This window comes from uncultured Methanobrevibacter sp., from assembly GCF_902764455.1.
GTDB lineage: Archaea > Methanobacteriota > Methanobacteria > Methanobacteriales > Methanobacteriaceae > Methanocatella.
Window position 1 is genome coordinate 43,613 of the sequence record NZ_CACWVY010000005.1, and the last position, 25,152, is coordinate 68,764.

Genomic DNA, 25,152 nt, shown 5'->3' on the forward strand with positions numbered 1-25,152 from the left:
TTAACATAAAAAAAGAAAAATTAGTTATTTAACTTAATAAATGACTAATTTGATCTGTTGTAATAATTCCTAAAACTTTCATATCCTCATTGACAACAGGAAGAGATGAAATATCATATTCACCCATCATACGGGCCACGCTTTCAATGGAATCATCTGCAAAACAGTATTTTACCGTTGTTGTCATGATATCCTTCAGATGATTTGTATCCATTGCAATTGATTTTGACAAATCCCAGCTGGTTACAATACCGATAAGCTTATAGTCATCGGTAACAACAGGAATATGAGTTACCTGTTTGTCAAGCATTATTTCTGCAGCTTCATGGACGTCTGCGTTATCTTTTATTGTAACGACAACACCTTTCATCAAATCACTGACAACATTGTTTGCCAGGAATTTGGAGAGGATAAAGTTTAGCTGACCTCCTTCAAGTAAAAATGCATCATGGCCATAGTTGGATTTTATTTCTGAAAATGTCGCATCAACATTGTTTGCATGAAGTGCTGTGAGTATTTCTGTACTTTGTTCTGTCGGATATAGCCAGTCTGAATCAACTGATATTATTTCCACTTTAGCTTTAATATCTTTAAATCCGTCAATCAATGAATTATTTTGAGATAAATCAAATAAATCCACCGCTTTTGTAATGAATAAGTAACTGTTAGCGTCAAAACGTTTCACGAAGGTTTCTCCCTGATGTTTCAGATAGCTTTCAACCTGAAAATCAATTGAAAAGTCATAGCTTATCTCATCCTTATCCTGCAGGTCACGTCCGAATTTAATATCCATTGACTCGTCACTAAGATAAGTAATGTGAGCAATCATACGTGCCAGAGACAGACCGTTTTCAGGTTTCAATCCTGTTTCATAATAATTTCCACTGTTCCAGTCAGGATCTGAAAATATTGCCTGGCGACCTACCTCATTAAATGCAATCTGTTGAGGTGAAGACATTGCGGCTGTAGCCATTGGCACTGCCTTTTTTACAAAATCAGGATAGGATATAAGCCATTGAAGAACTTGCATTCCACCCATAGATCCTCCTATAACTGCATATAATTCATCAATTTTAAGTGAATCTATTAACTTTTTCTGGACTTCAACCATATCTTTGATTGTTATTACCGGGAAATCAAGACCGTATTGCTTGCCTGTTTTGGGATTGATTGAACTTGGACCTGTTGTTCCTTTACATCCTCCTAAAACATTAGAACATATGACAAAGTATCTATCAGTATCAATTGCCTTTCCAGGACCTATTACTATTTCCCACCATCCAGGTTTTCTGTCTCCTTCATGCCAGCCTGCAGCATGGGCATCTCCAGTCAGTGCATGACAAATCAAGATGGCATTGGACTTTTCCTTGTTGAGTTCACCATAAGTTTCATAAGCAACAGTAACATTATTGAGAATTTTTCCACTATCCAATTGAATTGGCTCTTTAATATCCAAATATTTTGTCTCAACAATGCCTACAGATTCTTCACTCATTAAAAACACCTGATATTTAATTTTTCAATAGCTATTTTTGCAGCTGCCTGTTCAGCTTCCTTTTTATTTTTTCCTTTACCTATACCCATCTCTTCACCGTCAATCAAAATGGATATGAAGAATGTCTTATCATGAGGAACGCCGTATTCGTTAATCATCTGATAGGTGATTTCAAGTTCTTCTGCATCACCATACTCCTTTACTGCAGATTTATAATCTCTAAAGAATACTTTTTCTTCATCAATATGAGGAAATACATATTTGGAGATATAGTCTTTTGCAAATTCCATACCCTGATCCAGAAATATGGCGCCTAAAAATGATTCAAATATATCCGCAGTAATGGATAACACTTCATTATGGGTTAAATTTGATTCATCAGCAGCTACTTTCAAATAATCCTGCAAACCTAACTCATGTGAATAGTAAATCAAAGCATTCTGGCATACATAATTTGCCCTTAATTTAGTTAACATGCCTTCTTCATATTGAGGATATTTATTGTAGAGGTATTCTGAAACGATTATATTTAAAACGGAATCCCCTAAAAATTCCAATCTCTCATAAGTATAATCCAAATCATGCAATGTAGCATATGAACCGTGTGTGAATGCTATATCATATAACAGTTGATTATTACTATCTATATCAAATTTTTCAAATAAATTCATTTTTAAAGCCCATACTTGATTAATATATTAATAAATATGAAATTTGACTTATATAATTATTATTATATAACAATAGTTATAAATATTACTTATCAAATGCTCTATCTCTTCTTTTATATATCAACTAAATTGAAAGTAATACTAAAAAGGATTTGGTAATATGATAATAAATTGGCAAGAAGAAATAACAAAAGTCGACCCAGACATAAAATTCAGAGCACAGGGAGGATGGTTAAAAACCATAGACGAACTAGACAAAAGCGTCAGAAACGGATACTCACTCATCGGCGATTTTGTCCAATCCGGAAACTTTGAAGAAGAATACAGTGAAGGAATATACCTTGACTGCAACAAGGAAGGCACAGCCAAAAAACCGCAGATTGACTACAGACTCTTCAGATTCAAAGACGGCAAAGTAAGACTGCTTGATATGGTAATTGATGCAGGCCAGGGCTGGGCAGTTGACTTATGGGATGCAGTTGAAGGGGAATTATAGATAATTCCTCATCAAAACTTCATCAAAATTTTTAAAATAAAACACCACTATTCTATATGGCAAAACTCACAGCATGCACAGGTAGGTGCAAAATAAGAATCTTCCGGTTCCACAATAGCTTTTTGAGCAAATAAAGTTATGTTGAATTTCGGATGATACTCATTGCTGACTTCTTTTGTAATCTGGGAAAGTCCTCTGTAATATACCGGCCTGTAACCTGTTTGAGAAATATCAAAATAGAACTTCTCACCGGTTGCAAATTTACTGAAGTATTTTTCCACAGCCAATGCCTGTTTTGGAGTTATTGAAAAAGTGAATCCCATAGTATCATCACTTCTTTGTCTGATTCCGGCATTGGAAATGTCAACAGCCAATATATCGTCTTTACCTCTTATAAAAATAACACAGTTTTCCAAATCTACATCATGTTCTCTAGCTACATCATTTATGTCGACCATAATTAAGCCTCCTAAAAAATTATTTAATTATAACTAAATTATAAGTCATGTTATATAAGATTATCTAAAAAAAAGCAGTTTGAAAATTATTATTGAATTCATTGAAAAAATAGATTTTAAGGAAGATTATGAAATAATCTTCGTAGTTTAACCAACTTATACTAATCTTTGTCTAGTAGTTGGTTTTTTATTTTGCCAGCTGTATCTCCTGAGTTTTTTGGATTTACCAAATCCACAAGAAGCACAGACTTTTTTACGTATATGGTAAGTGTTTCTACCACATCTTCTGCATCTGATATGGGTCTTTTTATTCTTTTTACCCATTGATGGAGTTCCCTTTGACATTGATACACCTCCTTAGTTTATCGTTAAAATATGATCGAAAAAAGTATTGAATAATATTTATGGTGAAATATAAACAATATTGTCTCCTCTTATGAGTACAACACCGAGTCTTCTGGTTACTTCTCCGTCTTGTAACTCTTCTGCATCATTAAGAACTAAATTCATGTGTAAATCAAAGCTCTTAAGTATTCCTCTAAATTCACGATCTCCTTTAAGTTTTATTAAAACTGGAGAGTCCACAGATTTTCCTAATGCGTCAAGTGGTCTTTGAACATTTTGTCCGCTCATTATATCACCTTATATTATCAAAATTTTAGTTTTTAAATCTGAATTGAGTAACAATCATACCCAAATACATAATATAATCAAGTTAAGATAAGACAAAACCTAATTAAAACTAATACTATTAATTATAACTAACCTACTATATAAAGGTTACCTTATTTTAGGTAAAAATAGTAAAAAAATAATGCTGATAATAAATAATTAGTCTAAGCACTATTTAAAATTAGTTATCAAGTGCTCTCTTGCACTTCACTTATATTTAAAAATCAACAGACCATAATATCACCAACCATCATCAGGCTAAAAAATGAAAATCAATGAAGAAAAATATATCAATCTGATTATGTACATTCTCTTTAAATGCTCAAACAAACCTAATCTGGGCAAGACAGTATTGTGTACAGTAATGTACTTTATTGATTTTAACTATTACGAGCTTTACGGTAAGTTTCTCACAAAGGAAACATACATCAAATCCAAAAGAGGAATCAAACCTAAACATTTCAGAAAAATTACCGAAAGCCTGATATCCAAAAAACAGCTGTTTTTAAGAAAGGAACCCTACTACAACAGGACAATCCACAGATATTATCCAACAAGAATACCTACACCTCAATTTACACAGGAGGAACTTGACATAATTGATTTGTGCATCGAAAAGCTGTCAAACAACAATGCAACGACAATAACACAATATGCAGGCCATGACAAGCCCATAATCAACACCAGACTGGGAGATGAAATAAACTACACAGATGTCTTTTTAAGAAATAATGAATAGCTTTATTTATCCCAAATATAATAATATTATTTATTAATAAACTATGGGATAAACATGGCAATAAAAGTTAAAAAAAGAAATTTCCTCAAAAAAAAGAAAATTAAAGAAATAAAAGCGGAATTGGGCGAATACGGTAACTTGCTTCAGGGCAAGAAAAATGTAGAGATTCTTGAAGCGGAACCTAATTCATTCATACTTGTAGACGGCGAACCATACATTATAATAATTGACGACAAACCGTTTCCAACTCTGAAAGCTGCACTTGCAAATGAAATTGACGGCAAAACCGTAACTGTAGATATGGGAGCAATCAGATTTGTAAGCAACGGCGCAGACATAATGAGCCCTGGAATTGTAGATGCCTCTGAAGGCGTCGAAGCAGGAGACATTGTGTTAATCATAGATGAAACCCATGGAAAACCACTGGCCATTGGAGTAAGTCTGATAAGCGGTGAAGAAATGGTTGCAAACGATTCCGGAAAAGCTGTTGAAACCAAACATTACGTCGGCGACGATATCTGGAACTTCGAAATATAATGGTGATTATATGGCCGAACTAAGATACAGAGCAGGAAACATAAAAGATCCACAAGTACACAAAATCGGAATAATCGCACTTGGGTCCCACCTTGAAAACCATGGACCTGCACTTCCAATCGACACAGATGCAAAAATCGGTGCTCATATCGCATTTCAGGCATCACTTCTAAGCGGAGCCAAATTTTTAGGAATAATCTTTCCAGCCTATGAACTGGATACAATCGACCACGGAGTTCATGTTTCCCTTGACGTGTTAAAAGAAAATGTCATAAACACCTTAAATTCAGCAAAAGAATTTTTGGATATTGAAAAGGTAGTTATTGTTAATTCCCATGGAGGAAATATACCGTTAATGGCTGAATTATGGGACATTGAAGACAAAACAGACTTATCAATAATATTCAACAATAAAGTAATCTCATCTGAAGGCCCTCACGGAGGAAGCGGTGAACTGTCAATGGCTAAAGTTTTAGGCATTGTCAATGAAGATGAACTTGTAAATCAGACAAATGTCGATGAATATGAAGAAATTGGCCTGCATGGATTTACACAGGCACGCAAAGATGATCCAAACATCGAAGAAGGCGCAAGAGACATTGAAGAAAACGGCGTTTATATAGATGAGGAATACGGAGAAAGACTGTTTAATCTGTCAATTAACTCTGTAATCTTTGATATTGAAAAATTGTTAGATTTTTAAAAAAAAAAAGAAAGGATAAAAAATTATCCTAATTTATTATCATTAGATTTATCTGGATTAATATTAGTTTTTGATTGACTAGAGGAATCATCAGTAGGAGTTTTTTCATTGGAATTATCCACAGTAGTTTCCACATGTGAATTATCCGTAGTAGTTTCTACTTGTGAATCATCAGAGCTGGATTGGCTGTAATCATAACTATGTGAATAATCTTTTGAAGTATCCTGAGATCTATATGTCTGATAATTATCATCAGAATCTGTAATCGCTGAGAGATTATCCAGAACACTTGAATTATTACTTGCATTAGGCAAAATTGATATTGGTCCGGTCATAGATGCAAATACAGTAGCTAAACAGAAAGCTACAATCGCTATGACTAATATTACTATAACAGTAGCTGAACGACTTGACAATTTTAACACCTTCCAAAAATTTACTAACAATAATATATTTGATTAAATATATAAAGATATTGATAAAATGAAAACTATTAAAGAACCGGTGCAAAGCGAAATAAATGTTAAAAAATCCCAATTTATCTGTTCTTTGTTTCCGACCAGAACAAAAAAAGAATCAAAGGAGATAATCCAAAAATTAAACCAGCAGTATGCAGATGCCACCCATAACTGTACTGCACATATTGTAAGTGACGGAGAAGGCTTTGACGATGACGGGGAGCCTGGAGGAACTGCAGGAAAACCTATGATAAATGTTTTAAGGAAAAACGAACTCCACAACGTCACAGCAATAGTAACAAGATACTTCGGCGGAATCAAACTTGGAGCAGGAGGACTTGTAAGAGCATATTCAAAATCAGTTATGGAAGCTATCGGAGATGCTGAAATTCTTGAAATAGAAGAATATGAAGTCTATACAATAACATTTGAATACTCAGATATCAAACTGGCCGACAGTGAAGTCAGAAACAACAATCTGGAAGTTATTGAAAAGGAATATTCAGACAAGGTCAGCTATGATATAGTGTCAAAAGATGCCAGAGACATTTTGAAAATATTTGAAAAATACTCCGGAAAAATAAAAACTAGTTTTAAAAATAAGCAATTTCTGGAAAAAAATTAAAATGAAGAACTTATTGTTCTTCAAAATTTGCTGCAGGTACGCCGCAAACAGGGCATACGTAGTCTTCTGGTAATTCGTCTTCTTCTAAAACGAATCCACATACTTTGCAAACGAAAGCCATTGAAGACACCTATTCGACTTTTTCAAACATGTCAGCAGTTGCACCGCACATAGGACATTTGTAGTCTTCAGGTAATTCATCAAATTCTTCGGTTACATATCCGCAAAGTTTACATTTAAATTTTGCCATTTTTAACAATCTCCTTATACATTTGTATAATTAAATATTATTTTTAAACAATAGTAATATATAAAAGTATTTAAATTTTTTCAAACATTGATTTTGGCATCCTGCATTTCGGACATTTGAAAGAAGCAGGCAAGTCTTCAAATTTTGTTCCGGCAGGAATATTTAATCCTTCTTCAATATTATCTTCATCAAAAATATATCCGCAAATTTTACACTTATATTGAGCCATAAAATAATCTCCATTATAATTAAAACCTGTTTGGAACTTTCAAGTGGTCCGGAAGCGGTTTTATACGTGCAGGTGTTCCGATAGCCAGATAGAATGGAGGAACAGAATGTATAACAATAGCTCCGGCAGCGACAATGGATCCTTCTCCAATCTCAACATTTGATAAAAATGTTGTGTTACCACCAATGGAAGCTCCACGCCTTACTTTAGGTCCTTGCAGTTCATAGTTAATACGAACCGGATATTTGTCATTTGTAAAACAAGCACAAGGTCCGATAAATACATTATCTTCAATTACAGAATTGGTTGGAATATACACATTGGACTGGATACTGACATCATTTCCAATGATTACATCACCTTCAATAACAGTATTGGTTCCAATCAATACATCATCTCCTATATTGGTGTTTTCACGAATGACAACATTGTGCCCTGTTCTGAAATTGTCTCCAATGACCACATCATTATAGATAATGGAATTTGACCTTATGGTAGGGTTTTTACCAATTACAGGAGGTCTTGAATTTGGAGAATATTTAACACCAAACTGGATATTCTGATCGGCAGGGAATTTCAATTCCGGTTTTGAGATATCAGGTTTTACTGATTGCCTTTCGATAACCGGCCTTTCATAGATAATTTCATCAACTTCCTCCCTTCGGGCGGGACGATGAAGGTTATCTTGTCTTTGATAGGCAGGTTCCTGATAGATAGGTTTATGAGGTTGAGCATATAGTCTATCATCACTTACATGAGTTACATGAGGCTGTCTTTCTTCATGGGAATAATAATGATGACTGTCCTTGATTTGTTCATAAGGTTTTTCTCTACTTTTTGGTTGCCTATCCTCAAGACTTTGTGAAAATCTTACCATATTATCAAACCTATCTTTAATTTAATTTAATGTATTAATGATTTAATTTATGTTTCTAATTACTATATATATTGAGTGGTTTATTTTTACAGTTTTGATAAAAAATTGAGTCGTTAATGAAAAAACTTCATGAAAATAATGAAAACAGTATTGGATTAAAACTTACAAAATTAAAAAAAATGAATTACAAATCCCTCCAACCATTTTTATCATTAAAACACCTTTCAAAAATTAATAGCAACATCCTACCTAAATTAAAAAAACATCATCATAACTTTTTTATAATCAAAAAACAATAAATTAACACACTAATTATAACAATTATATAACAAAGGAGGGAAAAATATGGTTCAATATTGCAGAAAATGTGGTAAAGAACTTGATGATGATGCGGAATTTTGTGATTCCTGCGGATTTGACTTGAATACAAATCCAACAAATGAAGAAAATAAATCGGAAATTTCTCAAAGTAATGAAAATAAATCTGTTGAAACTAAAAATGATAAAAATGAATTTAAAAATAAGTTACCATTAATATTAGCAATAATAGCTATTGTAGTTGGTGTTGGAGAAGGTCTTGGAACACCAATGTTAATGGGATGGACATCAATCATGTCCTCAATGGCAATTGCCATAATAGGCGGTTTAATAGGAATCTATTTAATGGAAAAAATGAATGAACCGGTTATAGCTGCCGCCGAATTTATTATAACTGGAGTTTTAGTCTATATGTTTATTGGGCGTTTTGGTGAAATTTCAGCAGTATTGTTCATAGTAGCTGCAATTTTAGCATTGTACTTTAAAGGAATGAATATTAACAGCAAAAAATTATGGGCAATACCTATACTGACCTTTGTATTGATTTTTGTCCTTTTAATAGCTGGTGGAGCATTATATCAGGTAAATTCTGAAAATTCAATTGCAGTTGGAAATGTTACTCAAAATATAACTGACGGAGGATTCGGATATTACAGCGGTGATGTTTCCGGAGACATACGTGTAGACTCCTCATTTGATTATTTAGAAGTGACAGTGAATTATTATGATGATGACGGAAAAGTTATTGCATCAACAATAGGCTGGAACGAACTTCATCCCGACAGCGGAAAAACATATAAATTCAAAGGAACCTATTTCAATGAACAAGCTCCGAAAACAGCCGAAATTAAAGTAGTTGATTCCGCAAAATCAAAAACACCATTCTACACAGAAAACATAACCATTGTAACTTCAAGTGGAGTATAAACTCCACTTTTAGTTAACCATCATTTATTTTAAAAAAAAAAAGTTAGGAATTAACTCCAGCTAAAAAAGGAGTTAATCCATGCAAATAATCCGTCAAGTGAAAATCCGCCTGTTGAATTTCCACTCATGAAGTTATTTACTTGAGTTTTATAGTGGTTTACGTCTCCTTGAACGTTTTGTACTTGCCCAATAGTGTTTGCCAAGTTTTCAATATCAGAATTAGTGATATTAATGTTGTTGTTTTGAACATAATTGTTAATGATGTTTACAATTGTGTTGTGGTCAGTTACGTTGTCTTTTGAGACATCCTGTTTTACATCATCCACCAATTTTGATAATTTGTCAGCATCAACACCTGAGTTATCAACGATTTCTGCCTGAGTAACGATTTCATCAGTTGCAGCTTCTTTTACTGTTTCAGGAATTTCAACATTTGTTGCTTCTTCATATGAGTTCATTATACCTGCAAGAGCGGATTCTCCGGTTGCAGATACAGGGCTTGTTACATAAACATGGCCGGCGGTTATTCCAGCGGATTTTAATGCTGAAATGTACATATCACCAGTTATTGTTGTGATTTTTGATTTGTCAACACTTACCTGAAGATTTTTATTATCATTCAAGTCCACCAATGCAGAGGACAATATCTGACTGGAAGAGTATGTTTTTCCGGATATTGATCCTGAAATTTTGTTTACATCACTTGCATAGATGATTTTTGATTCTGCATTGTTTAGATTTACATTTGACTGACTTTTGAAAAAATCATCGACAGTTGATTTATATGCTGAATTTGAGTGAGTTGTCTCACCGTAAGTTATTACAACGGAATTTGCTTCGCCTGAAAATCCAGCAGGGATTAACATGGCGACTACAATTAAAGCTAATATTGCTATAGTAATTTTACGCATTTTTATCACCTCAGTAAATTCCTATTTTAGATTATTCGAAGTAGTATATAAATGTTTCAGTTTTTTGAAAATTTTTTAATGATTTTTAGATATAAAAAAAGATGTAAAAAATAAACAATGATACAATAGCATATTCTAAAAATTGTTCAATCAAAAGATTAGAGAAATTGAATAATGAAAATTATAATATTAATGTAAATATATGTTATAGCAAAGAAAGATGGGATTTTGGTTTAAATGAAATTAATGATTTATGAAGACAAGTGCATCGGATGCGGCCAATGCAAATCCGTATGCATCAGAGACAATATTGAAATCGGCGAAGTTGCAGTTGAAACCGGGAACAACTGCTTTGAATGCGGACACTGTATGGCAATTTGTCCAACAGGTGCGGTTACCCTTAAAATATTTAAAGGTCATGAAGACAGAATTGTTGAATACACATCCAAGGACATGCCATTAAACTATCATGACCTTTTAAACTTCTTAAAACGAAGGCGTTCCATACGCTGGTTTAAAAATAAAAAGATAGACAAGTTTACTTTTGATAGAATATTTGAAGGAGCGTACTATTCCCCAACAGCTCAAAACGAGCAGGACGTGGAATTTGTAGTTTTGGACAAAAAACTGAATGACTTCATGAAACATGTCTACAGCATAATCAAGGTTGAAGAAGATAAATTTTTCAGAATAAAGCAGCTGGGAGACTATCTGAAAGACCCCTCAACAAGAAAATACCATCCTCTCCTCTGGCAGGGTCAGCAGTTAATATTGACATTTTCAACAGACAAAACAAGTGCAGTAATTGCCAATACCCGTATGGAACTGCTGGCATATTCATTAGGGCTTGGAGGATTTTATTCCCTGTTTATCTTGAAAGCCGATGAGATAGACCATGATAAACTGATGGAATTTTTCCCGCAAATCGATGCGAAAAAGCACATGTACTCATCTTTTATAATAGGATATCCCAAAAAGACTTTCAAAAGGACAATACCTCACAGTGAAACTAAAGTCCAGTACATGTGAATATTAAATAATTTAACCCTATCCCATATAGACAGATGGATGAAATATATTCCCAAAAATACTTTTAAAGCACTAAAACAGAAATTCAAATAGAGGTAGTTAATATGCAAAGCATTATATCACAAGAACTGGAGATGAAATTTCCGCCAATCGTTTTACTGAAATCCGACACAAAACCTGAAGGTGCATTCGGTCCAAAAACAGAAAATGGCGGATGCGTAATGAGTTTTGTTGCACAAACAATAGCTAAAAGAAAAACAACCTATTTCGGCCGTGAACACATCACCTGTGGAGGGATATCTGTAGGATTCGGATGGGGTTCAGGTATGGCAAATGAGGATGCAATCGATTTTCAGGCAACATTTTTATCATTGGGTGTTGAATCCGCTCCAGACAGAGCAGAATATGAAGATAGATTAGAAAAAATGCCTAAACCGACCCGTGAAATGTTCAGGCACGGTGAAAGAATATATTGTGATTTTGATACAGCAAAAGAGAGTATTAAATCAAGACCTGTTTATGATGAAGGCCAATATGTGATTTTTAAAGGTATTGAAAATTTAACAGAAGATGAAATTCCAAAATCAGTTATATTTACTGTTAATCCTATTGAACTGACTGCATTGCTTCAAATCAATTCATCATTTAGAGATAACAATGCATGTATCCTGACTCCTCAGGCATCAGCATGCCAGGCGATTGGAAACTTTGTGTTTAGAGAAGCTGAAAGTGATGATCCTAAACCGATTTTAGGTCCTATTGATTTTGCGGGACGTTCCAAAATGAAACATTTCATCCCAAACGATTATATGACAGTGTCAATGCCATGGGAGTTGTTTTTAAAACTTGAAGAGGTTGGACAAAACAGTGTTCTTCAAACTGATTTGTGGAAAAAATTCAAATAAGAATTGGAATTTACAATTCTTATTTTTCTCATTTTAAATATAATTATACAAGTTTAATTAATATCAAAACTAAAGTATAATCCATGAAAAAATTAATCTCTCCGATGAAAAATAAAATCGGTTACATTTTTGCCATATTCCTGTTTTTACTTGTTCAGGTCTACTGTGATTTGACACTGCCGCAGTATACTGCAAATATTGTAAATACAGGTATTCAAAACACCGATTTTAATTATATTGCAGCCATTGGAGAGATGATGCTTTTGATGGTGGCAATATCTGCTCTTGCAACTATTGCAGTGTCCTATTTTTCAAGCAGAGTTTCATCAGGCTATGCAAAGGATCTGAGAAAAATAGTCTATTCAAAAGTTTTAAAGTTCTCAAATCATGAACTGAATGAAATTTCAAGATCTTCTCTTATTACAAGGTCAACCAATGACATCAACCAGCTTCAAAGCATTCTTGGAATGATTTTTACAACACTCATATTCGCTCCGATGCTGGGTGTAGGAAGTATCATTAAAGCCTTTGAACTTGGAACAGACCTTTCATGGATTATTGCAGTTACATTCATAACCGTCATTATTGTTCTTATAGTCATTATGGTAAAGGTGATTCCCTACTTTAAGATAACACAGGAAATCATTGATAAAATCAACAAGACATCAAGAGAAATTTTAATTGGAATACCAGTAATCAAAGCCTTTGTAAGGCAGGATTACGAAGAGGCGAAATTCCAGAAAATCAACAGGGAGTTTTACGATGTCAATATTTACGTCTTTAAAATAGTCCTCATATCAATGCCTCTGATGACACTGATAATGAATGTGATGGTTGTCGTCATATTATTCTATGGAGCATATGATGCAATAAGCGGGTCAATCCTTACCGGAGACATCATAGCATTCATTCAATATGCAACACAAATCGTCACATCATTTTTAATGATAGGAGCATTTTTCATCATCCTTCCAAGGATACTTGTTTCCGCAAGACGTATCAATGAAGTTCTAACAACCGAACTGACAATAACCGACGGTGATTTGACTGAAATTTCACCAAATTCATCTATTGAATTTAAAAACGTATGCTACAAATATCCTGGAAGTGAAAAGGAAACTTTAAAAGACATTAACTTCAGACTGAAACCAGGAAAAACCACTGCAATCATTGGAGGAACAGGAAGCGGAAAGTCAACCATATTAAATCTCATACCAAGACTGCAGGACCCTACTTCAGGCGAAATTCTAATTGACGGTGAAAACATCAAAAACTTCAAGCTGAAAAATCTAAGGGAAAAAATCAGCTTTACTCCTCAAAAGGCCATTCTGTTTCAGGGAACAGTTAAATCCAACCTGCAGACCGGAAAAAACAATGCAACAGATGATGAAATTAACCATGCATTAAGCCTTGCACAGGTCGATTTTGTAGAAAACCTTGATGAAGAGGTAACACAGGGAGGTTCCAATTTTTCAGGCGGTCAAAAACAGCGCCTTTCAATAGCCAGAGCCATTATAGGCAAACATGAATTTTACCTCTTTGACGACTGCTTTTCAGCTCTTGACATGAATACCGAGCGTAAAATCAAAGAAAATCTGAAAAATTTAAAAGAATCATCTGTTCTAATCGTTTCACAGAGAATTTCAACAATAATGGATGCCGATGAGATACTTGTAATAGATAACGGAGAGATAGTCGACAGAGGAACCCACACTACACTGGTTGAAAACTCCGATATTTACAGAGAAATCGCCAACACACAGATTGACAGCATGGAGGCAGCATTATGAGTCCAAGACCAATTCGAAGAAAGCCTCCGGAAAAGCCTGTTGATAATAAAAAAGCGATTAAAAACATTCTGTCATTACTTGCAGACCATAAGTTCAAACTGATAGTAAGCATAGTCTGTGCCATACTTTCAACGCTTTTCACGATTATAGCTCCGATGATGATAGGTCAGGCAACTACAATAATCTATGACGGAATCCAAAACATGATTCATCATACAGGTTCTGTTGACATTGCAGGTTTATACAACATCCTGATAATCGTAACAGCCCTTTATGTAATAAGTTCAGTGTTTTCCTACCTGCAAAGCTATCTTTTAATAAGGATATCAACTAAAATCAGCTATGATTTAAGGGAAAGGATGATGGAAAAGATTACCCATCTTCCAATGGATAAAGTTGATGAAAACAAAAGAGGAGACATTCTCTCAAGAATAACAAATGATGTCGATTCACTTCAAAATGGAATTACACAGTCATTCATTCAGCTGACCACTGCAGTAATTACTCTAGTCGGAGTATTCATAATGATGCTGTTCATCAATATCTGGATGACACTAGCTACAATTGTCCTTATTCCGATAGCATTTATAGTAATCAGGTTCATTACAAAATATTCCCAAAGCTATTTTTTAAAGCAGCTGGTTTACAAGGGTTCAATAAATGCTCAAATCGAGGAGACATTCACAGGTCATGACATCATACGTGCATTCAACCAGGAAGACATATCCATGGAAAAATTCGAAGAGGACAATGAAAAATGGTTTGACCAGGAATGGAAATCACAATTCTATTCCAGCCTTAACGGACCTCTGATGAACTTCATTTCCAATTTTGCATATGTGGTAATTGCTGTTCTGGGAGCGATATTTGCACTTCAAAGAGCAATTACTGTCGGTGACATTCTGGCATTTTTCCAATATGTCCAAAGCTTTACCAGACCAATTCAACAGATTACAAGAGTAATGCATCAGATTCAAACCGCAATGGCCGCATCTGAACGTATATTCGAATTTCTGGAATATGACAACGAGGCAAATCCATCAACTAAAGAGATTAGAGAAATCAGAGACGGAATCACCTTTGAAAACGTTACATTCGGATACACCTCAGATGAAAAAATACTGAAAGATTTATCATTTGATGTTAAAAAAGGTGAAAAGATAGCTATTGTAGGTGAAACCGGAGCGGGAAAAACCACAATCGTCAAGCTACTAATGAGATTTTATGACATAGATTCAGGTTCCATCAAAATAGACGGCGTCGACATTACAGAATATGACAAAAACTCTCTGCGCTCATTGATTGGAATGGTGCTGCAGGATTCCTGGCTATTTTCAGACACCATTGAAAGCAACATTCATTACGGTAACTTAAACTCTTCACATGACGATGTAGTTGAAGCATCAAAGCAGGCATATACAGATAACTTCATAAGACAGCTCCCCGAAGGCTACAACACCGTTTTAAATGAGGATACAGACAACATATCCCACGGACAAAAACAGCTTCTGACAATAGCTAGAACAATCATTTCCACAAAGGAAGTTCTGATTTTGGATGAAGCGACATCAAGCGTTGATACAAGAACTGAAAAGTTAATTCAAAAAGCAATGGACAAGCTGATGGAAAACAAGACCAGCTTCATTATTGCACACAGACTGTCCACCATCAGAAATGCTGATAAGATTATTGTGATTGAAAACGGCAAAATAATCGAACAGGGAAATCATGAAGAGCTTTTAGCCAAAAAAGGATATTATTACAATACTTTGAATACCCAATCCAAAGAGAATTCAATCTAAAAAAAAGTAAAAATATAAAAAAAGTAAACATAAATAATATATAAAGGTGAAAACTTGCAAAGAAAAACTAAAATTATATTGATTGCTGTTGTTTTGATAATACTTGCAGGACTAATCTTTTTACAACCCCACCATGAAACACAGGTAACAGGCAGCGTTTTGGGAAATACCACAAACGGTACTGTTGAAAAGTTCATTTATGGGGATGCAAATGCAGGTAAAACCATCGCATTGATTACAGGTATCCATCCAAGAGAACCTCTCTCAATCGATCCTGAAATTAAGGCAGCAAAAGAATATGTTAAAGACCATGGCGATGTTAAGATTATTCATTACCAGACAAATGTAACTAAAAATCCGCAGGATTACAATGAGGGAAGAGCAAACGGAGAAAAACTTATCCATGACTTTGTAAACCCTGATGTAGCCAAATCCGATGCAGATGCGGTAATTATCAGTCATTCACATATTGACAGTTACGGACAAGGATTTTATCTGGCAACACCTGAAATGGATAACGCATCCGTTGACATATCCAAAAAAATCAGTGAAAATAGTAACTTTAACTATTATCCTGTAACAGGTAATGAAACATACAAATCAACATCTGCAGTACTTGTTTCAAAACCGATAGCTCAGTCAGGACATCCTACTTTTGTGTATGAAATTCCGGAAAATATTACAGAACAGGATTCAACTGATAAAACAAAAGAATTATTTGATTTGATGGTAAAATACGCTTGCAGTTAAATACCATCTCCTATTTTTTTATCCAATAATGCAAGAATATTATTAAAATTGGAAAAGACAAAAGTTATGCTAAACGTTACAGTTATTCAATAAATCACCATCAGTGATGGAGCCATCTTTACTGCAGGTGCAGAGTTACAAAAGATGTTGATGGCAATACCCTTGTTGCAGGTGTTCCGCCAAAAGTTGTGAGAAAAGTGAATGAAAAATAAGTGTCAAATAAATAAATTTATAATCAATTAAATAAGTAGTTAATATTAAATCTATTTAAATTATGATAGCATTTTTTAAGATAATAAGTATTATGATTAAACTTAAATTAATTGAAATGAGTAATCTATATGGAGAGACAAAAATTTCTTAATTTCTCCAAATTATTAGAAATTACTACACATTTTAAATAGTTAACAAAACATAATTTTATTTAATTTAAAGGGATGTTTTTTATGTTAAATATAAATCAATGTTACTTGGATTTTGTTGATAAAATCTTAAAACAAGGAAAGGAAACTTATAAAGACTCAAATCACCATTTGGTTGAAAGTTTAGGAAATTTTTATATAATTGATGACCCATTTGATTTGAAATTCAGAGCCAAATATCAGCACTACACTCCTGAAATGCTATTGAGTGACATCAAATCAGGAAAATTTGATATGGAAGGTTGTCCGATTAAAAGTGATGCATTATATGAATATGTTAAATCCGCTGAAAACCCTGATGACCAGGGATTCGTATACACATATCCTAATCGTATTTATGCACATTTTGATGTTGACCAGTTCAACACAATGAAACAAAGGATTTTAACTGCAACCGGGTCAAACAGAGCAGTTGCCGTTACTATTGATCCTCAATTGGATGCAGACAGGGAAGACATTCCATGTCTACAGTTCCTGCAATGTCTTGTGCGTGAAAATGAGTTAACCATCCATTGCATATTCAGAAGCAACGATATTTTCGGTGCATTCTATTCAAACATGTTTTTCATTGCATATCTAGGATTGAAAATGAAAGAAGAAGTCAACAAGGAAATTGTTGGTGAAAAATTAAACTTCGGTGGAGTTCACTACCACTCAACCTCAGGCCATATCTATAACACTGATTTAAAAGCAGCCCGTAACTTAATAAAAGCAAATAAATAAGGTTATTTCAACCTTATTTAACTGTTATCTTTTTACTTATTTTTGCAGAACCATAACTGGCAGTTAAAGTGAATTTTCCAACTTTGGAATTGAGCTTTATTTTATATGTAGCTATTCCTTTTGAGTTGGTTTTAGCCTTGTATGTTTTTCCTTTGAATTTTACAGTAACATACTTGCTTTTTATGATTTTTCCCTTATTGTTAAGTAATTTAACAGTATAGGAGAATGTTCTTGATTTCTTAACAGTCCTGTCCTTTAAAATCAATGTAGGTTTTACTACCACCTTGTTGGATACCTTATAACCCTTATAATTGGCTGTGATAGTATAAGTTTTTGGATTTAAAGTGATTTTAAATGAAGCATAACCATTTGAATTGGTAGTTCTTGTGTATGTCTTGCCGTTTATTGTAAATGTCACTTTAACACCTTTTGCAACATTTCCGTTGTCATCATGTACTTTTACTTTATAACTTGATCCTGCACCATAATACATTGTCAATGGCTTATTTTCAGTTATACGGGCAACTACATTGATATTTTGAGTTTTAACTTCACCAGTTACAGGGTTTGTAACAGAAATTGTGTAACTTCCAACAGACAGGCCAATGTTAAAGTTTAAAACTCCACTAGCATTGGTTGAGTTTTGATATTCCTTATCATTGACAAGGATTTTAACGTTTTTATTTTTAACTACTTTTCCTTCACCGTCAAAGAGAACCGCAAGATAATTGGAGTTAAAAGTGTATTTTGTAATTTCAGGCAGGTTAATAGAAGATTGTACTGTGATTTTTTTAGCTAAACTGGTACGCATATATTTATCATTGCCTGCAAATGAAATATTGATATTATAATCTTCTGCATTTGCATTGAACTTGATTAATGCTACGCCTGATTTATTTGTAACTGCATTGAATGTTCTTCCATTGACTGACAGTGAAACTTTAGCATTGGCAATGATATTGTCAAACTCATCAGTTAAAGTGACCGGACAGTAGATATCCTTGTTGAAATGGAATGAATCTGTATTGAGAGTTATTATTGTTGATCTAGGATTAACCTTGAATTCCTGTTCGACATTATTTGAAGCGTATGCATAACTGTTCAGATTTGCTTTGATTAAATAATTGCCGGGAGCCACATCATTTAAAGTCAATATAGCCTGACCTTTATTTAATTTAATAATGTAATATTTGCCGTTTACGTAAATTTCAACATGATCATCAATTGCTTTTGAAACACCTGCAGTAATTATCAGAGAGTCCTTTACCATTTGAGGGCTTAAAGACAAGGCAGCATTGATTTTTGAAACATTAAGGGCAATGCTTTTTGATGAGGCAGAATAATAATAACCGTCAACATATCTGATTGAAACATCATTTATTCCAGTATTTTTAAATACATATTCAATGCTTGCAGCACCGTTTATCACTTCAACTTCCTTATGCTTATCAGGCAAATCAAAATAAACGGTACCTTCCTTTACAGGATTTCCATCAATATCTTTAACGGTACAGCTGATATTGACAGGATTGTTGACATTATAATCCTTCATATTGACATCCACATATGTATTTTTCAGACTGATTCTAGCATAAATTTCACTAGCATTTGAATTGTAAAGATATGATTCATCAGTATAGACTGCAGTTATTTTCATGTTTCCAACTTTTTTAAAGACATGAGTGATGTTTGCCAAACCGTTCTGCACGCCTGCAATGTAGTTAATTTCTTCAACTGTGAAAGTCACATTTCCCCTATTAATCCTGTTTCCAGACTCATCCACTACATTAGCGATAATTGTTACAGGATTGTATTGGCTGTCTGTAGTTATTTCAACAAAAGCATCATGAATTGAAACGGTAGTAGATTTATTGCTGGTGGACGGATTATAACAGTACAAATCATTGTATGTAGCGAAAATATCTTTTATACCGCTGGTTTTGAATATATGAGTCATACTGGCAATTCCCTCATTAACTCCAGCAGTATAATTTACGCCTTCAATATTGAAAGTAACCTTTCCGCTTTGTGCTGGATTTCCGTATTGGTCTTTAACATTAGCATTGACAACTACAGGATTTTGGATTGTTGAATCAGATAATGTTAACTCAACAGTTGTGTTGATTAACGGATTGCTTATTAATGTGAAATTACTTGATAAAACATAACCTGTTTCGCTGAATTTAGCAGCGAATCTGTTGATTCCATCTTTGATTATAGCGCCGTTGTATTTAGCAATTCCGTCTTTAATGGCAACAGTATTTGAAGCGCCAGCAATAGTGAAAACTACATTACCATAATTAACGATATTTCCATATTCATCGAAAACCCTTGCAACAACATCACATGAGGCAGTTCCAATATTTGTAAGACTTAAATCAATATGAGTATTAATAGGATTTAATATTGTAAACGCTTTAATGCAGGCTACCTGTGAAGCATAGGTGTGGTCTGGAAATGTCCATTCCAAATCATAGAAGTCAGTCCATTTTTTACCGTCATAACTGATGAATGAAATATTTTCATGATAGGTTTCCTGATTGAATGAAACTGCTTCAGCAATAGGTACACTTGCATTGGCATCAACTTTTACCTTAAATATAATTTCAAAAATATCGCCTTTTTTAACAGGAATAAATCGGCCCAGGTCTATTGTTTTATAACCTGGAGAGGATTCACCTGATTTTGATACTTTCAACACATTATTTACATAAACTGATAAATCCCATTTGCTTTGTTTTTCAAAAATTGTTGATGTGGCAGCCAGATATTCATCTGATTCTGATTTGAATTTGTTTTTATACCAAACAGTATCGCTATAGTTATAGAAGTAATCAGATCTTCCCTGGACATCATACTGGTAAATCTTGTCGTATTTTATTGTATCATTTAGAATAAAAACATATGAACTAAACTTTCCTGGCTGTGCACATCTGGTATCATAATATGAAACATAGTAGAATCCGTTATCTCCAGAACTGGAACCATAACTGTTTTTGATAATCCATGCCCCGTCTCCAGGAGGAGTATTTTTAAAGTTATCCTTACTGTAATTATCATCCCATCCAACAATTGCAACAGCATGGTTTGATGTGCTTTGACCGGAGTAATAATGATTATATTTATTTTTTAGATTGGCACTGCTCCAGTAGATACTGGTTGAAACAGCACCATAATCCATTATTGCCCTTTTGATTGCATCATTATCAGTGTAGTTATCTCTTGATAAAAGTCCAATATTTTGAATGTGAATGGAAGCTGGTAACAATGGAGATAACAGTGATTTTGGATTGTAAACATCCATACTTTCATTGACCGGCCCTAACCATCCGGCAAAATATCCTAAGGCCATTTTGTCATATCCTCCAACATTGGTTTCCATTGACCATCCGTAAGAGGAATATTTTGACATTATGTTTTTAATGTTTTCTTCTGATAAATCAAGCTCAATACCTGTTGATTTTAAAATGGAAGATTCTAAAGCAGCCAATGCAGAAAAAGCCCAACAGTTTCCACCATTTCCCTGAGTTTTAACAGAAGAAACCTGGCCTAAATCCCTTAAATTGTAATAGGAAGGCAAAACATCTACAGGAGATGAATTTAACTTATATATTACACCATAATTATTGTTAAAGGTCATGTTCAGTTCACGGGCAACATATGCATCATTATTAATGAACTTATTTTTTAAAGCCTCATCATAAAGAGAATCATAGTAAAAATCACTTAAAAGAGAAAATACCGCATCACCTTCAATTGCATTATTGTCAATGAAATTGTTATGGTTTATTCTGAAATCTTCAACACCATCGGCAAATATCGCACCACCATAACTTGCAGAATTGTTAATTAATGTAGAACCTATTATAGAAAAGCTATTATAAATACTGTATATGACTCCACCATAGTATTTTGCCTTATTATTTTTGGCTGTTAAATTATTGATGTTTAATTTTGAGTTTACGGAAAGAATTGCTCCACCAATAGTTGCAGAACAGTTGCTTATCTGGAGATTTTTGGCAATCAGCTCAGAGTTTTCAAGATAAATTGCTCCTCCTTCATCCTCTTTAGAGCAGTCATTGATGAATCGGGAGTTATCAATTTCAATGACAGCACCATTTTCAGCGGAAACTGCACCACCCCATGAAACTGCATTATTATCCTTTAATAATGAATCAATGAGGGTTAATTTACCTCCATTCATAGAAATGGCTCCTCCAATATTGGCAGAATTGCCAATTAATGAGCAGTTTGTCAGCACCACATTGGACTGTGAAGAGATCACATTATTTGAAGAGGATAAAAATCCTGTAAAAATTGTATTTGTTGCAGTTAAATTGTTTAATGAAGCACTTACCCCTAAATTATACAAGGTTAAATTAGATAATGTCAAAGATCCTCTTAAATTAAATCCAATACCATTAAAAGAGACTATGGTCTTTTCGGGATTTGTTCCTCTGATTGTAACATTATTTGTATAACTGACAGAATCCAACTCATACTCACCATCGGCTAAATGGATAACTGAATTATCATGTATTCTATTTGAGTATAATGTTTTGTAAGGATTATAAATTGATCCATTACCGTTATCATTTTCAATATTTGCATCGAAATAATAATCATCAGATACTGAATCTGCACTGATGACACTTGTATCATTATCCATTGCAAAGCTTGCAGGGATAAAAATCAATAAACAGATTAATGAAAACAAAAATGCTAATCTAATTTTATTCAATAATACTCCTCCATTTAAACAATTTACATACGACAAATTATAAAATCGTTTAGATTAGTATTATATTATAAAATCCTCATATAAATAATGATTGTTTGAAAAATAGTTGGAAAAAAAGATTTTTAATATTTTAAAAAAATTAGTAGGGGGAGTTTATAAACTCCCAAAATTTTTAATTTTATTTTTTACGTATTCTTATAGGTATAATAGCAAGGATAACCAATAACAACAGGATTATTGGGTTTCCAGTCTCGTGTTTATCTACAAAGTGTTCTACAGTTTCCTTAGGAACAGGTTCAGGAACCGGTTTAGGAGTAGGTTTTGGAGTAGGATGAGGAGTTGGTTTTGTTTTATTAACAATCTCAATATCGCTACTATTTGTTACATTACTAGTCATATTAGATCCTGCAATAACCACATTTGTCACATTACCTGCAATTGTAGCAGCAAATACTACAGTAAAGCTAGCAGATTTTTGTGGAGCTAAACTACCAGCATAGACAAATTTATCTCCTACTTTAGTCCAGCCGTCACCTTTAAAGCTGACGAATTTCAATCCTTTTGGAGCTTTTTCAATTACGAATATGCCTCCAAGGTCACAATTACCAGTATTTTTAACAGTAATTGTATATGATATTAAATCACCAACTTTTACAGAAGTTGCATTAGCAACTTTGGTAACAGTCATATCAGGACCAATTACAACAGTTGTGTTATTTGAGTAAGCATTGTTAGATTCAATGGAATCTGCAATAACTTCAGGAGTGAATACTCCAACAACAGTTGTGTCGAAGAATAATGTATAGTTTGCTGATTCACCAGGTTGTAAAGTGCCGGAGTAAGTGAATTTATTACCATCTTGGGTCCATCCAGATGTTGTATCAACACCTAAAGAACCACGGGTTAATTTATTCCAATCTGCACCTTCATATCCTGTGTATATTAAACCGTCTGGGAAGTTGTTTACAGTGTAAACACCAGTAAGTTCACAATCACCAATATTAGTAACAACAACTGTGAAACTAACAGGTTGTCCTACAATAACTAACGGATTATTGGATATTTCACGAACAGTTAATTTCGGAGTATATACAATAACGTCAGCATCAGCAACAACACGGTATACTTTATCTGAGTTAACAGTAGAAACTGTTTCGAAATTACCTGATTTGGTTGTGTTTACGACTATGATTAACTCAATTGAATCACCAACACCTAAAGAACCATTGTAAAGGAATTTAGTTCCTTCATTAGTCCAATTAGAGCCAATGAAACTATCATAAATTAAACCTTCAGGGATATATTCTTCAAGAGTTATATTATCAAGCACAGTATCACCAGTGTTTGTTATAGTTATTGTGAAACTAGTTTTATTTCCAGCGTACACATATTTATCATTTGCAGTTTTATTTACAGACATTTGCGGATTAGTTACAAGAACGGTAACGTTTGATACAACGTCTGTTGTATTTTCACCTGTATGAGCAGATTCATTTGCAGAAACATATACAACATTAGTTATATTACCTGTATTTATAGCTTTTACAGTAATTGTAATGACTTTGGATTCACCAGATTTTAATGAATCAATGACTACTTTTGTATCACCACTAATTAATTCGAAACCATCTGGAAGGACATCTTCAACTACAACATTAGTAGCGGTTGATGGACCATGATTAGTTACATTAATTGTGAAGATAATTTCATCACCTAATTTAACCTCAGAACTATTTGCTGTTTTAACAACAGTTAAATTAACCACAGGGTCAACAGTAACAGTAGAAGTACTATTCTTAACAGTACCCTCTTCACTGCAGTTCACATGCGCAATGTTTTCAAATGTACCATTAGTCAAAGCACGAACACTAACAACCACTTCATAAACGCCTTCACTTGCAATTCTAGGAACAGTCCAAACAATAGTCTGACCATCCCTAGTGAAAGTACCATTAGCACCAACAAACTCAAACGCATCATCCAATACATCAGTAATAACAATACCAGTAGCATTAGACTTACCATGATTCTTAACAACGATAGTAAAGTTAACAATATCATTAACTGAAACATTAGTCACAGCCGCAGTCTTGTTAATCTTAAGATCTGTGTTATAAACATGAACACTATCATTTGCAGATACAACAGTATCATTCTCAGCACAAGACACATTAACAACGTTCATATGAGTACCATTAGCCTTAGTCCTAACTGTAATAACAACATCAACAGATTTACCACTATCCAAGGAATCAATAACATTCACTAATTCACCACTAACTAACTCAAATCCATCATCTAAAATATCAACAACACGGATATTTGTAGCCTTAGAAGGACCATTATTAGTCACAGTAATAGTGAAAGTAATAACATCACCAATTGTAGCATCATCACTGTCAGCAACTTTAACAACAGTCAAATTAACCACAGGAGTAACATTAACTGAAACATTATTAGTTTCAACAGTATTATTCTCATTTGAGGTTACATTAACCACATTAGTCAAAGTACCATTAGTCACAGCCTTAAGAGTAATAGTAAATACATAAGACTCACCAGCTTTAATTAACGGAACAGTTAACAAACCAGTAGTACTGTCATAACCAGTAGCATTAGACCTG

At 33.8% G+C, this 25,152-nt stretch carries 25 protein-coding genes; 12 read left to right on the plus strand and 13 right to left on the minus strand.

The features are described 5' to 3' along the window. Positions 1–28: 28 nt before the first annotated feature. Both QZU75_RS02180 and rnc read right to left on the minus strand, forming a co-directional pair. Positions 29–1,495 (minus strand): homoserine O-acetyltransferase, encoded by a 1,467-nt coding sequence (locus QZU75_RS02180; RefSeq protein WP_296881311.1) that lies wholly within the window; start codon positions 1,493–1,495, stop codon positions 29–31. Then, complete coding sequence (gene rnc, locus QZU75_RS02185) at positions 1,495–2,166, minus strand: ribonuclease III (protein ID WP_296881312.1); 672 nt, start codon at positions 2,164–2,166, stop codon at positions 1,495–1,497. Before rnc ends, QZU75_RS02180 begins: the two co-directional genes overlap by 1 nt. A gap of 160 nt (positions 2,167–2,326) precedes the next feature. Here rnc and QZU75_RS02190 point away from each other — a divergent pair, with 160 nt between their 5' ends. Continuing rightward, positions 2,327–2,662, plus strand: coding sequence for a hypothetical protein (locus QZU75_RS02190; RefSeq protein WP_296881313.1), 336 nt, complete (start codon positions 2,327–2,329; stop codon positions 2,660–2,662). Positions 2,663–2,709: 47 nt separating this feature from the next. Here QZU75_RS02190 and QZU75_RS02195 read toward each other — a convergent pair whose 3' ends face one another. The 3 genes from QZU75_RS02195 to QZU75_RS02205 all read right to left on the minus strand — a co-directional run bounded on the left by QZU75_RS02195 (position 2,710) and on the right by QZU75_RS02205 (position 3,753). Then, positions 2,710–3,120 (minus strand): hypothetical protein, encoded by a 411-nt coding sequence (locus tag QZU75_RS02195; RefSeq protein ID WP_296881314.1) that lies wholly within the window; start codon positions 3,118–3,120, stop codon positions 2,710–2,712. A gap of 156 nt (positions 3,121–3,276) precedes the next feature. Beyond that, a complete protein-coding gene (locus QZU75_RS02200) occupies positions 3,277–3,465 on the minus strand; it encodes a 50S ribosomal protein L37e (RefSeq protein ID WP_067042784.1) in 189 nt (62 codons plus the stop codon). A gap of 57 nt (positions 3,466–3,522) precedes the next feature. Continuing rightward, on the minus strand, positions 3,523–3,753 hold the full coding sequence (locus tag QZU75_RS02205; RefSeq protein ID WP_116591755.1) for an LSm family protein: 231 nt from the start codon (positions 3,751–3,753) through the stop codon (positions 3,523–3,525). A gap of 304 nt (positions 3,754–4,057) precedes the next feature. Here QZU75_RS02205 and QZU75_RS02210 point away from each other — a divergent pair, with 304 nt between their 5' ends. From QZU75_RS02210 to arfB, 3 genes are read left to right on the plus strand one after another with little or no spacing between them, the layout of a single operon-like run. After that, entirely contained in the window at positions 4,058–4,531 is a 474-nt protein-coding gene (locus QZU75_RS02210) for a type II toxin-antitoxin system antitoxin SocA domain-containing protein (protein ID WP_296881315.1), read from the plus strand. 54 nt (positions 4,532–4,585) lie between these two features. Beyond that, complete coding sequence (locus tag QZU75_RS02215) at positions 4,586–5,068, plus strand: RNA-binding protein (protein ID WP_296881316.1); 483 nt, start codon at positions 4,586–4,588, stop codon at positions 5,066–5,068. A gap of 10 nt (positions 5,069–5,078) precedes the next feature. After that, positions 5,079–5,771: a 2-amino-5-formylamino-6-ribosylaminopyrimidin-4(3H)-one 5'-monophosphate deformylase gene (gene arfB / locus QZU75_RS02220; protein ID WP_296881317.1), complete on the plus strand. Its 693-nt coding sequence runs from the start codon at positions 5,079–5,081 to the stop codon at positions 5,769–5,771. 23 nt (positions 5,772–5,794) lie between these two features. Here arfB and QZU75_RS02225 read toward each other — a convergent pair whose 3' ends face one another. Continuing rightward, positions 5,795–6,187, minus strand: coding sequence for a hypothetical protein (locus QZU75_RS02225; RefSeq protein WP_296881318.1), 393 nt, complete (start codon positions 6,185–6,187; stop codon positions 5,795–5,797). 67 nt (positions 6,188–6,254) lie between these two features. Here QZU75_RS02225 and QZU75_RS02230 point away from each other — a divergent pair, with 67 nt between their 5' ends. Further along, complete coding sequence (locus QZU75_RS02230) at positions 6,255–6,854, plus strand: YigZ family protein (protein ID WP_296881319.1); 600 nt, start codon at positions 6,255–6,257, stop codon at positions 6,852–6,854. Positions 6,855–6,864: 10 nt separating this feature from the next. Here the strand turns inward: QZU75_RS02230 and QZU75_RS02235 are convergent, their stop codons facing one another. From QZU75_RS02235 to QZU75_RS02250, 4 genes are all read right to left on the minus strand, one after another. Continuing rightward, on the minus strand, positions 6,865–6,975 hold the full coding sequence (locus QZU75_RS02235) for a rubredoxin-like domain-containing protein (RefSeq protein ID WP_292742119.1): 111 nt from the start codon (positions 6,973–6,975) through the stop codon (positions 6,865–6,867). A gap of 9 nt (positions 6,976–6,984) precedes the next feature. Beyond that, a complete protein-coding gene (locus tag QZU75_RS02240; protein WP_292783792.1) occupies positions 6,985–7,104 on the minus strand; it encodes a rubredoxin in 120 nt (39 codons plus the stop codon). Between the two features lie 70 nt (positions 7,105–7,174). Beyond that, complete coding sequence (locus tag QZU75_RS02245; RefSeq protein WP_296881320.1) at positions 7,175–7,333, minus strand: rubredoxin; 159 nt, start codon at positions 7,331–7,333, stop codon at positions 7,175–7,177. 19 nt (positions 7,334–7,352) lie between these two features. Beyond that, complete coding sequence (locus QZU75_RS02250; RefSeq protein ID WP_394350224.1) at positions 7,353–7,928, minus strand: acyltransferase; 576 nt, start codon at positions 7,926–7,928, stop codon at positions 7,353–7,355. 627 nt (positions 7,929–8,555) lie between these two features. Here QZU75_RS02250 and QZU75_RS02255 point away from each other — a divergent pair. Next, positions 8,556–9,455 carry a zinc-ribbon domain-containing protein gene (locus tag QZU75_RS02255; protein WP_296881321.1) on the plus strand — a complete coding sequence of 300 codons (900 nt, stop codon included), beginning with the start codon at positions 8,556–8,558 and terminating at the stop codon, positions 9,453–9,455. A gap of 50 nt (positions 9,456–9,505) precedes the next feature. On the opposite strand, the gene QZU75_RS02260 is transcribed toward QZU75_RS02255, so the two are convergent. Then, a complete protein-coding gene (locus QZU75_RS02260) occupies positions 9,506–10,366 on the minus strand; it encodes a DUF1002 domain-containing protein (RefSeq protein ID WP_296881322.1) in 861 nt (286 codons plus the stop codon). Positions 10,367–10,603: 237 nt separating this feature from the next. Here QZU75_RS02260 and QZU75_RS02265 point away from each other — a divergent pair, with 237 nt between their 5' ends. From QZU75_RS02265 to QZU75_RS02290, 6 genes are all read left to right on the plus strand, one after another. Beyond that, positions 10,604–11,395 (plus strand): nitroreductase family protein, encoded by a 792-nt coding sequence (locus tag QZU75_RS02265; protein ID WP_296881323.1) that lies wholly within the window; start codon positions 10,604–10,606, stop codon positions 11,393–11,395. A gap of 104 nt (positions 11,396–11,499) precedes the next feature. Beyond that, positions 11,500–12,300 carry a DUF169 domain-containing protein gene (locus QZU75_RS02270; RefSeq protein WP_296881324.1) on the plus strand — a complete coding sequence of 267 codons (801 nt, stop codon included), beginning with the start codon at positions 11,500–11,502 and terminating at the stop codon, positions 12,298–12,300. An 83-nt stretch (positions 12,301–12,383) separates the two neighbouring features. After that, positions 12,384–14,090 (plus strand): ABC transporter ATP-binding protein, encoded by a 1,707-nt coding sequence (locus QZU75_RS02275; protein WP_296881325.1) that lies wholly within the window; start codon positions 12,384–12,386, stop codon positions 14,088–14,090. After that, complete coding sequence (locus QZU75_RS02280; RefSeq protein ID WP_296881326.1) at positions 14,087–15,892, plus strand: ABC transporter ATP-binding protein; 1,806 nt, start codon at positions 14,087–14,089, stop codon at positions 15,890–15,892. The genes QZU75_RS02275 and QZU75_RS02280 overlap by 4 nt, the downstream gene beginning before the upstream one ends. Positions 15,893–15,946: 54 nt before the next feature. Then, a complete protein-coding gene (locus tag QZU75_RS02285; protein WP_296881327.1) occupies positions 15,947–16,642 on the plus strand; it encodes a hypothetical protein in 696 nt (231 codons plus the stop codon). Positions 16,643–17,088: 446 nt separating this feature from the next. Continuing rightward, positions 17,089–17,787, plus strand: coding sequence for a thymidylate synthase (locus tag QZU75_RS02290; RefSeq protein ID WP_296881328.1), 699 nt, complete (start codon positions 17,089–17,091; stop codon positions 17,785–17,787). 13 nt (positions 17,788–17,800) lie between these two features. Here the strand turns inward: QZU75_RS02290 and QZU75_RS02295 are convergent, their stop codons facing one another. Then, the gene (locus QZU75_RS02295; protein WP_296881329.1) at positions 17,801–22,528 is read right to left on the minus strand and encodes a C1 family peptidase; all 4,728 of its coding nucleotides are present in this window, start codon (positions 22,526–22,528) and stop codon (positions 17,801–17,803) included. A gap of 178 nt (positions 22,529–22,706) precedes the next feature. Beyond that, on the minus strand, positions 22,707–25,152 hold a 2,446-nt coding region (locus tag QZU75_RS02300), incomplete at its 5' end, for a DUF11 domain-containing protein (protein ID WP_296881330.1).

Coding starts and splice junctions, on each gene's coding strand:
- QZU75_RS02180 (WP_296881311.1), bottom strand. CDS start 1,495: ATGAGTGAAGAATCTGTAGGCATTGTTGAGACAAAATATTTGGATATT.
- rnc (WP_296881312.1), bottom strand. CDS start 2,166: ATGAATTTATTTGAAAAATTTGATATAGATAGTAATAATCAACTGTTA.
- QZU75_RS02190 (WP_296881313.1), top strand. CDS start 2,327: ATGATAATAAATTGGCAAGAAGAAATAACAAAAGTCGACCCAGACATA.
- QZU75_RS02195 (WP_296881314.1), bottom strand. CDS start 3,120: ATGGTCGACATAAATGATGTAGCTAGAGAACATGATGTAGATTTGGAA.
- QZU75_RS02200 (WP_067042784.1), bottom strand. CDS start 3,465: ATGTCAAAGGGAACTCCATCAATGGGTAAAAAGAATAAAAAGACCCAT.
- QZU75_RS02205 (WP_116591755.1), bottom strand. CDS start 3,753: ATGAGCGGACAAAATGTTCAAAGACCACTTGACGCATTAGGAAAATCT.
- QZU75_RS02210 (WP_296881315.1), top strand. CDS start 4,058: ATGAAAATCAATGAAGAAAAATATATCAATCTGATTATGTACATTCTC.
- QZU75_RS02215 (WP_296881316.1), top strand. CDS start 4,586: ATGGCAATAAAAGTTAAAAAAAGAAATTTCCTCAAAAAAAAGAAAATT.
- arfB (WP_296881317.1), top strand. CDS start 5,079: ATGGCCGAACTAAGATACAGAGCAGGAAACATAAAAGATCCACAAGTA.
- QZU75_RS02230 (WP_296881319.1), top strand. CDS start 6,255: ATGAAAACTATTAAAGAACCGGTGCAAAGCGAAATAAATGTTAAAAAA.
- QZU75_RS02235 (WP_292742119.1), bottom strand. CDS start 6,975: ATGGCTTTCGTTTGCAAAGTATGTGGATTCGTTTTAGAAGAAGACGAA.
- QZU75_RS02240 (WP_292783792.1), bottom strand. CDS start 7,104: ATGGCAAAATTTAAATGTAAACTTTGCGGATATGTAACCGAAGAATTT.
- QZU75_RS02245 (WP_296881320.1), bottom strand. CDS start 7,333: ATGGCTCAATATAAGTGTAAAATTTGCGGATATATTTTTGATGAAGAT.
- QZU75_RS02255 (WP_296881321.1), top strand. CDS start 8,556: ATGGTTCAATATTGCAGAAAATGTGGTAAAGAACTTGATGATGATGCG.
- QZU75_RS02260 (WP_296881322.1), bottom strand. CDS start 10,366: ATGCGTAAAATTACTATAGCAATATTAGCTTTAATTGTAGTCGCCATG.
- QZU75_RS02265 (WP_296881323.1), top strand. CDS start 10,604: ATGAAATTAATGATTTATGAAGACAAGTGCATCGGATGCGGCCAATGC.
- QZU75_RS02270 (WP_296881324.1), top strand. CDS start 11,500: ATGCAAAGCATTATATCACAAGAACTGGAGATGAAATTTCCGCCAATC.
- QZU75_RS02275 (WP_296881325.1), top strand. CDS start 12,384: ATGAAAAAATTAATCTCTCCGATGAAAAATAAAATCGGTTACATTTTT.
- QZU75_RS02280 (WP_296881326.1), top strand. CDS start 14,087: ATGAGTCCAAGACCAATTCGAAGAAAGCCTCCGGAAAAGCCTGTTGAT.
- QZU75_RS02290 (WP_296881328.1), top strand. CDS start 17,089: ATGTTAAATATAAATCAATGTTACTTGGATTTTGTTGATAAAATCTTA.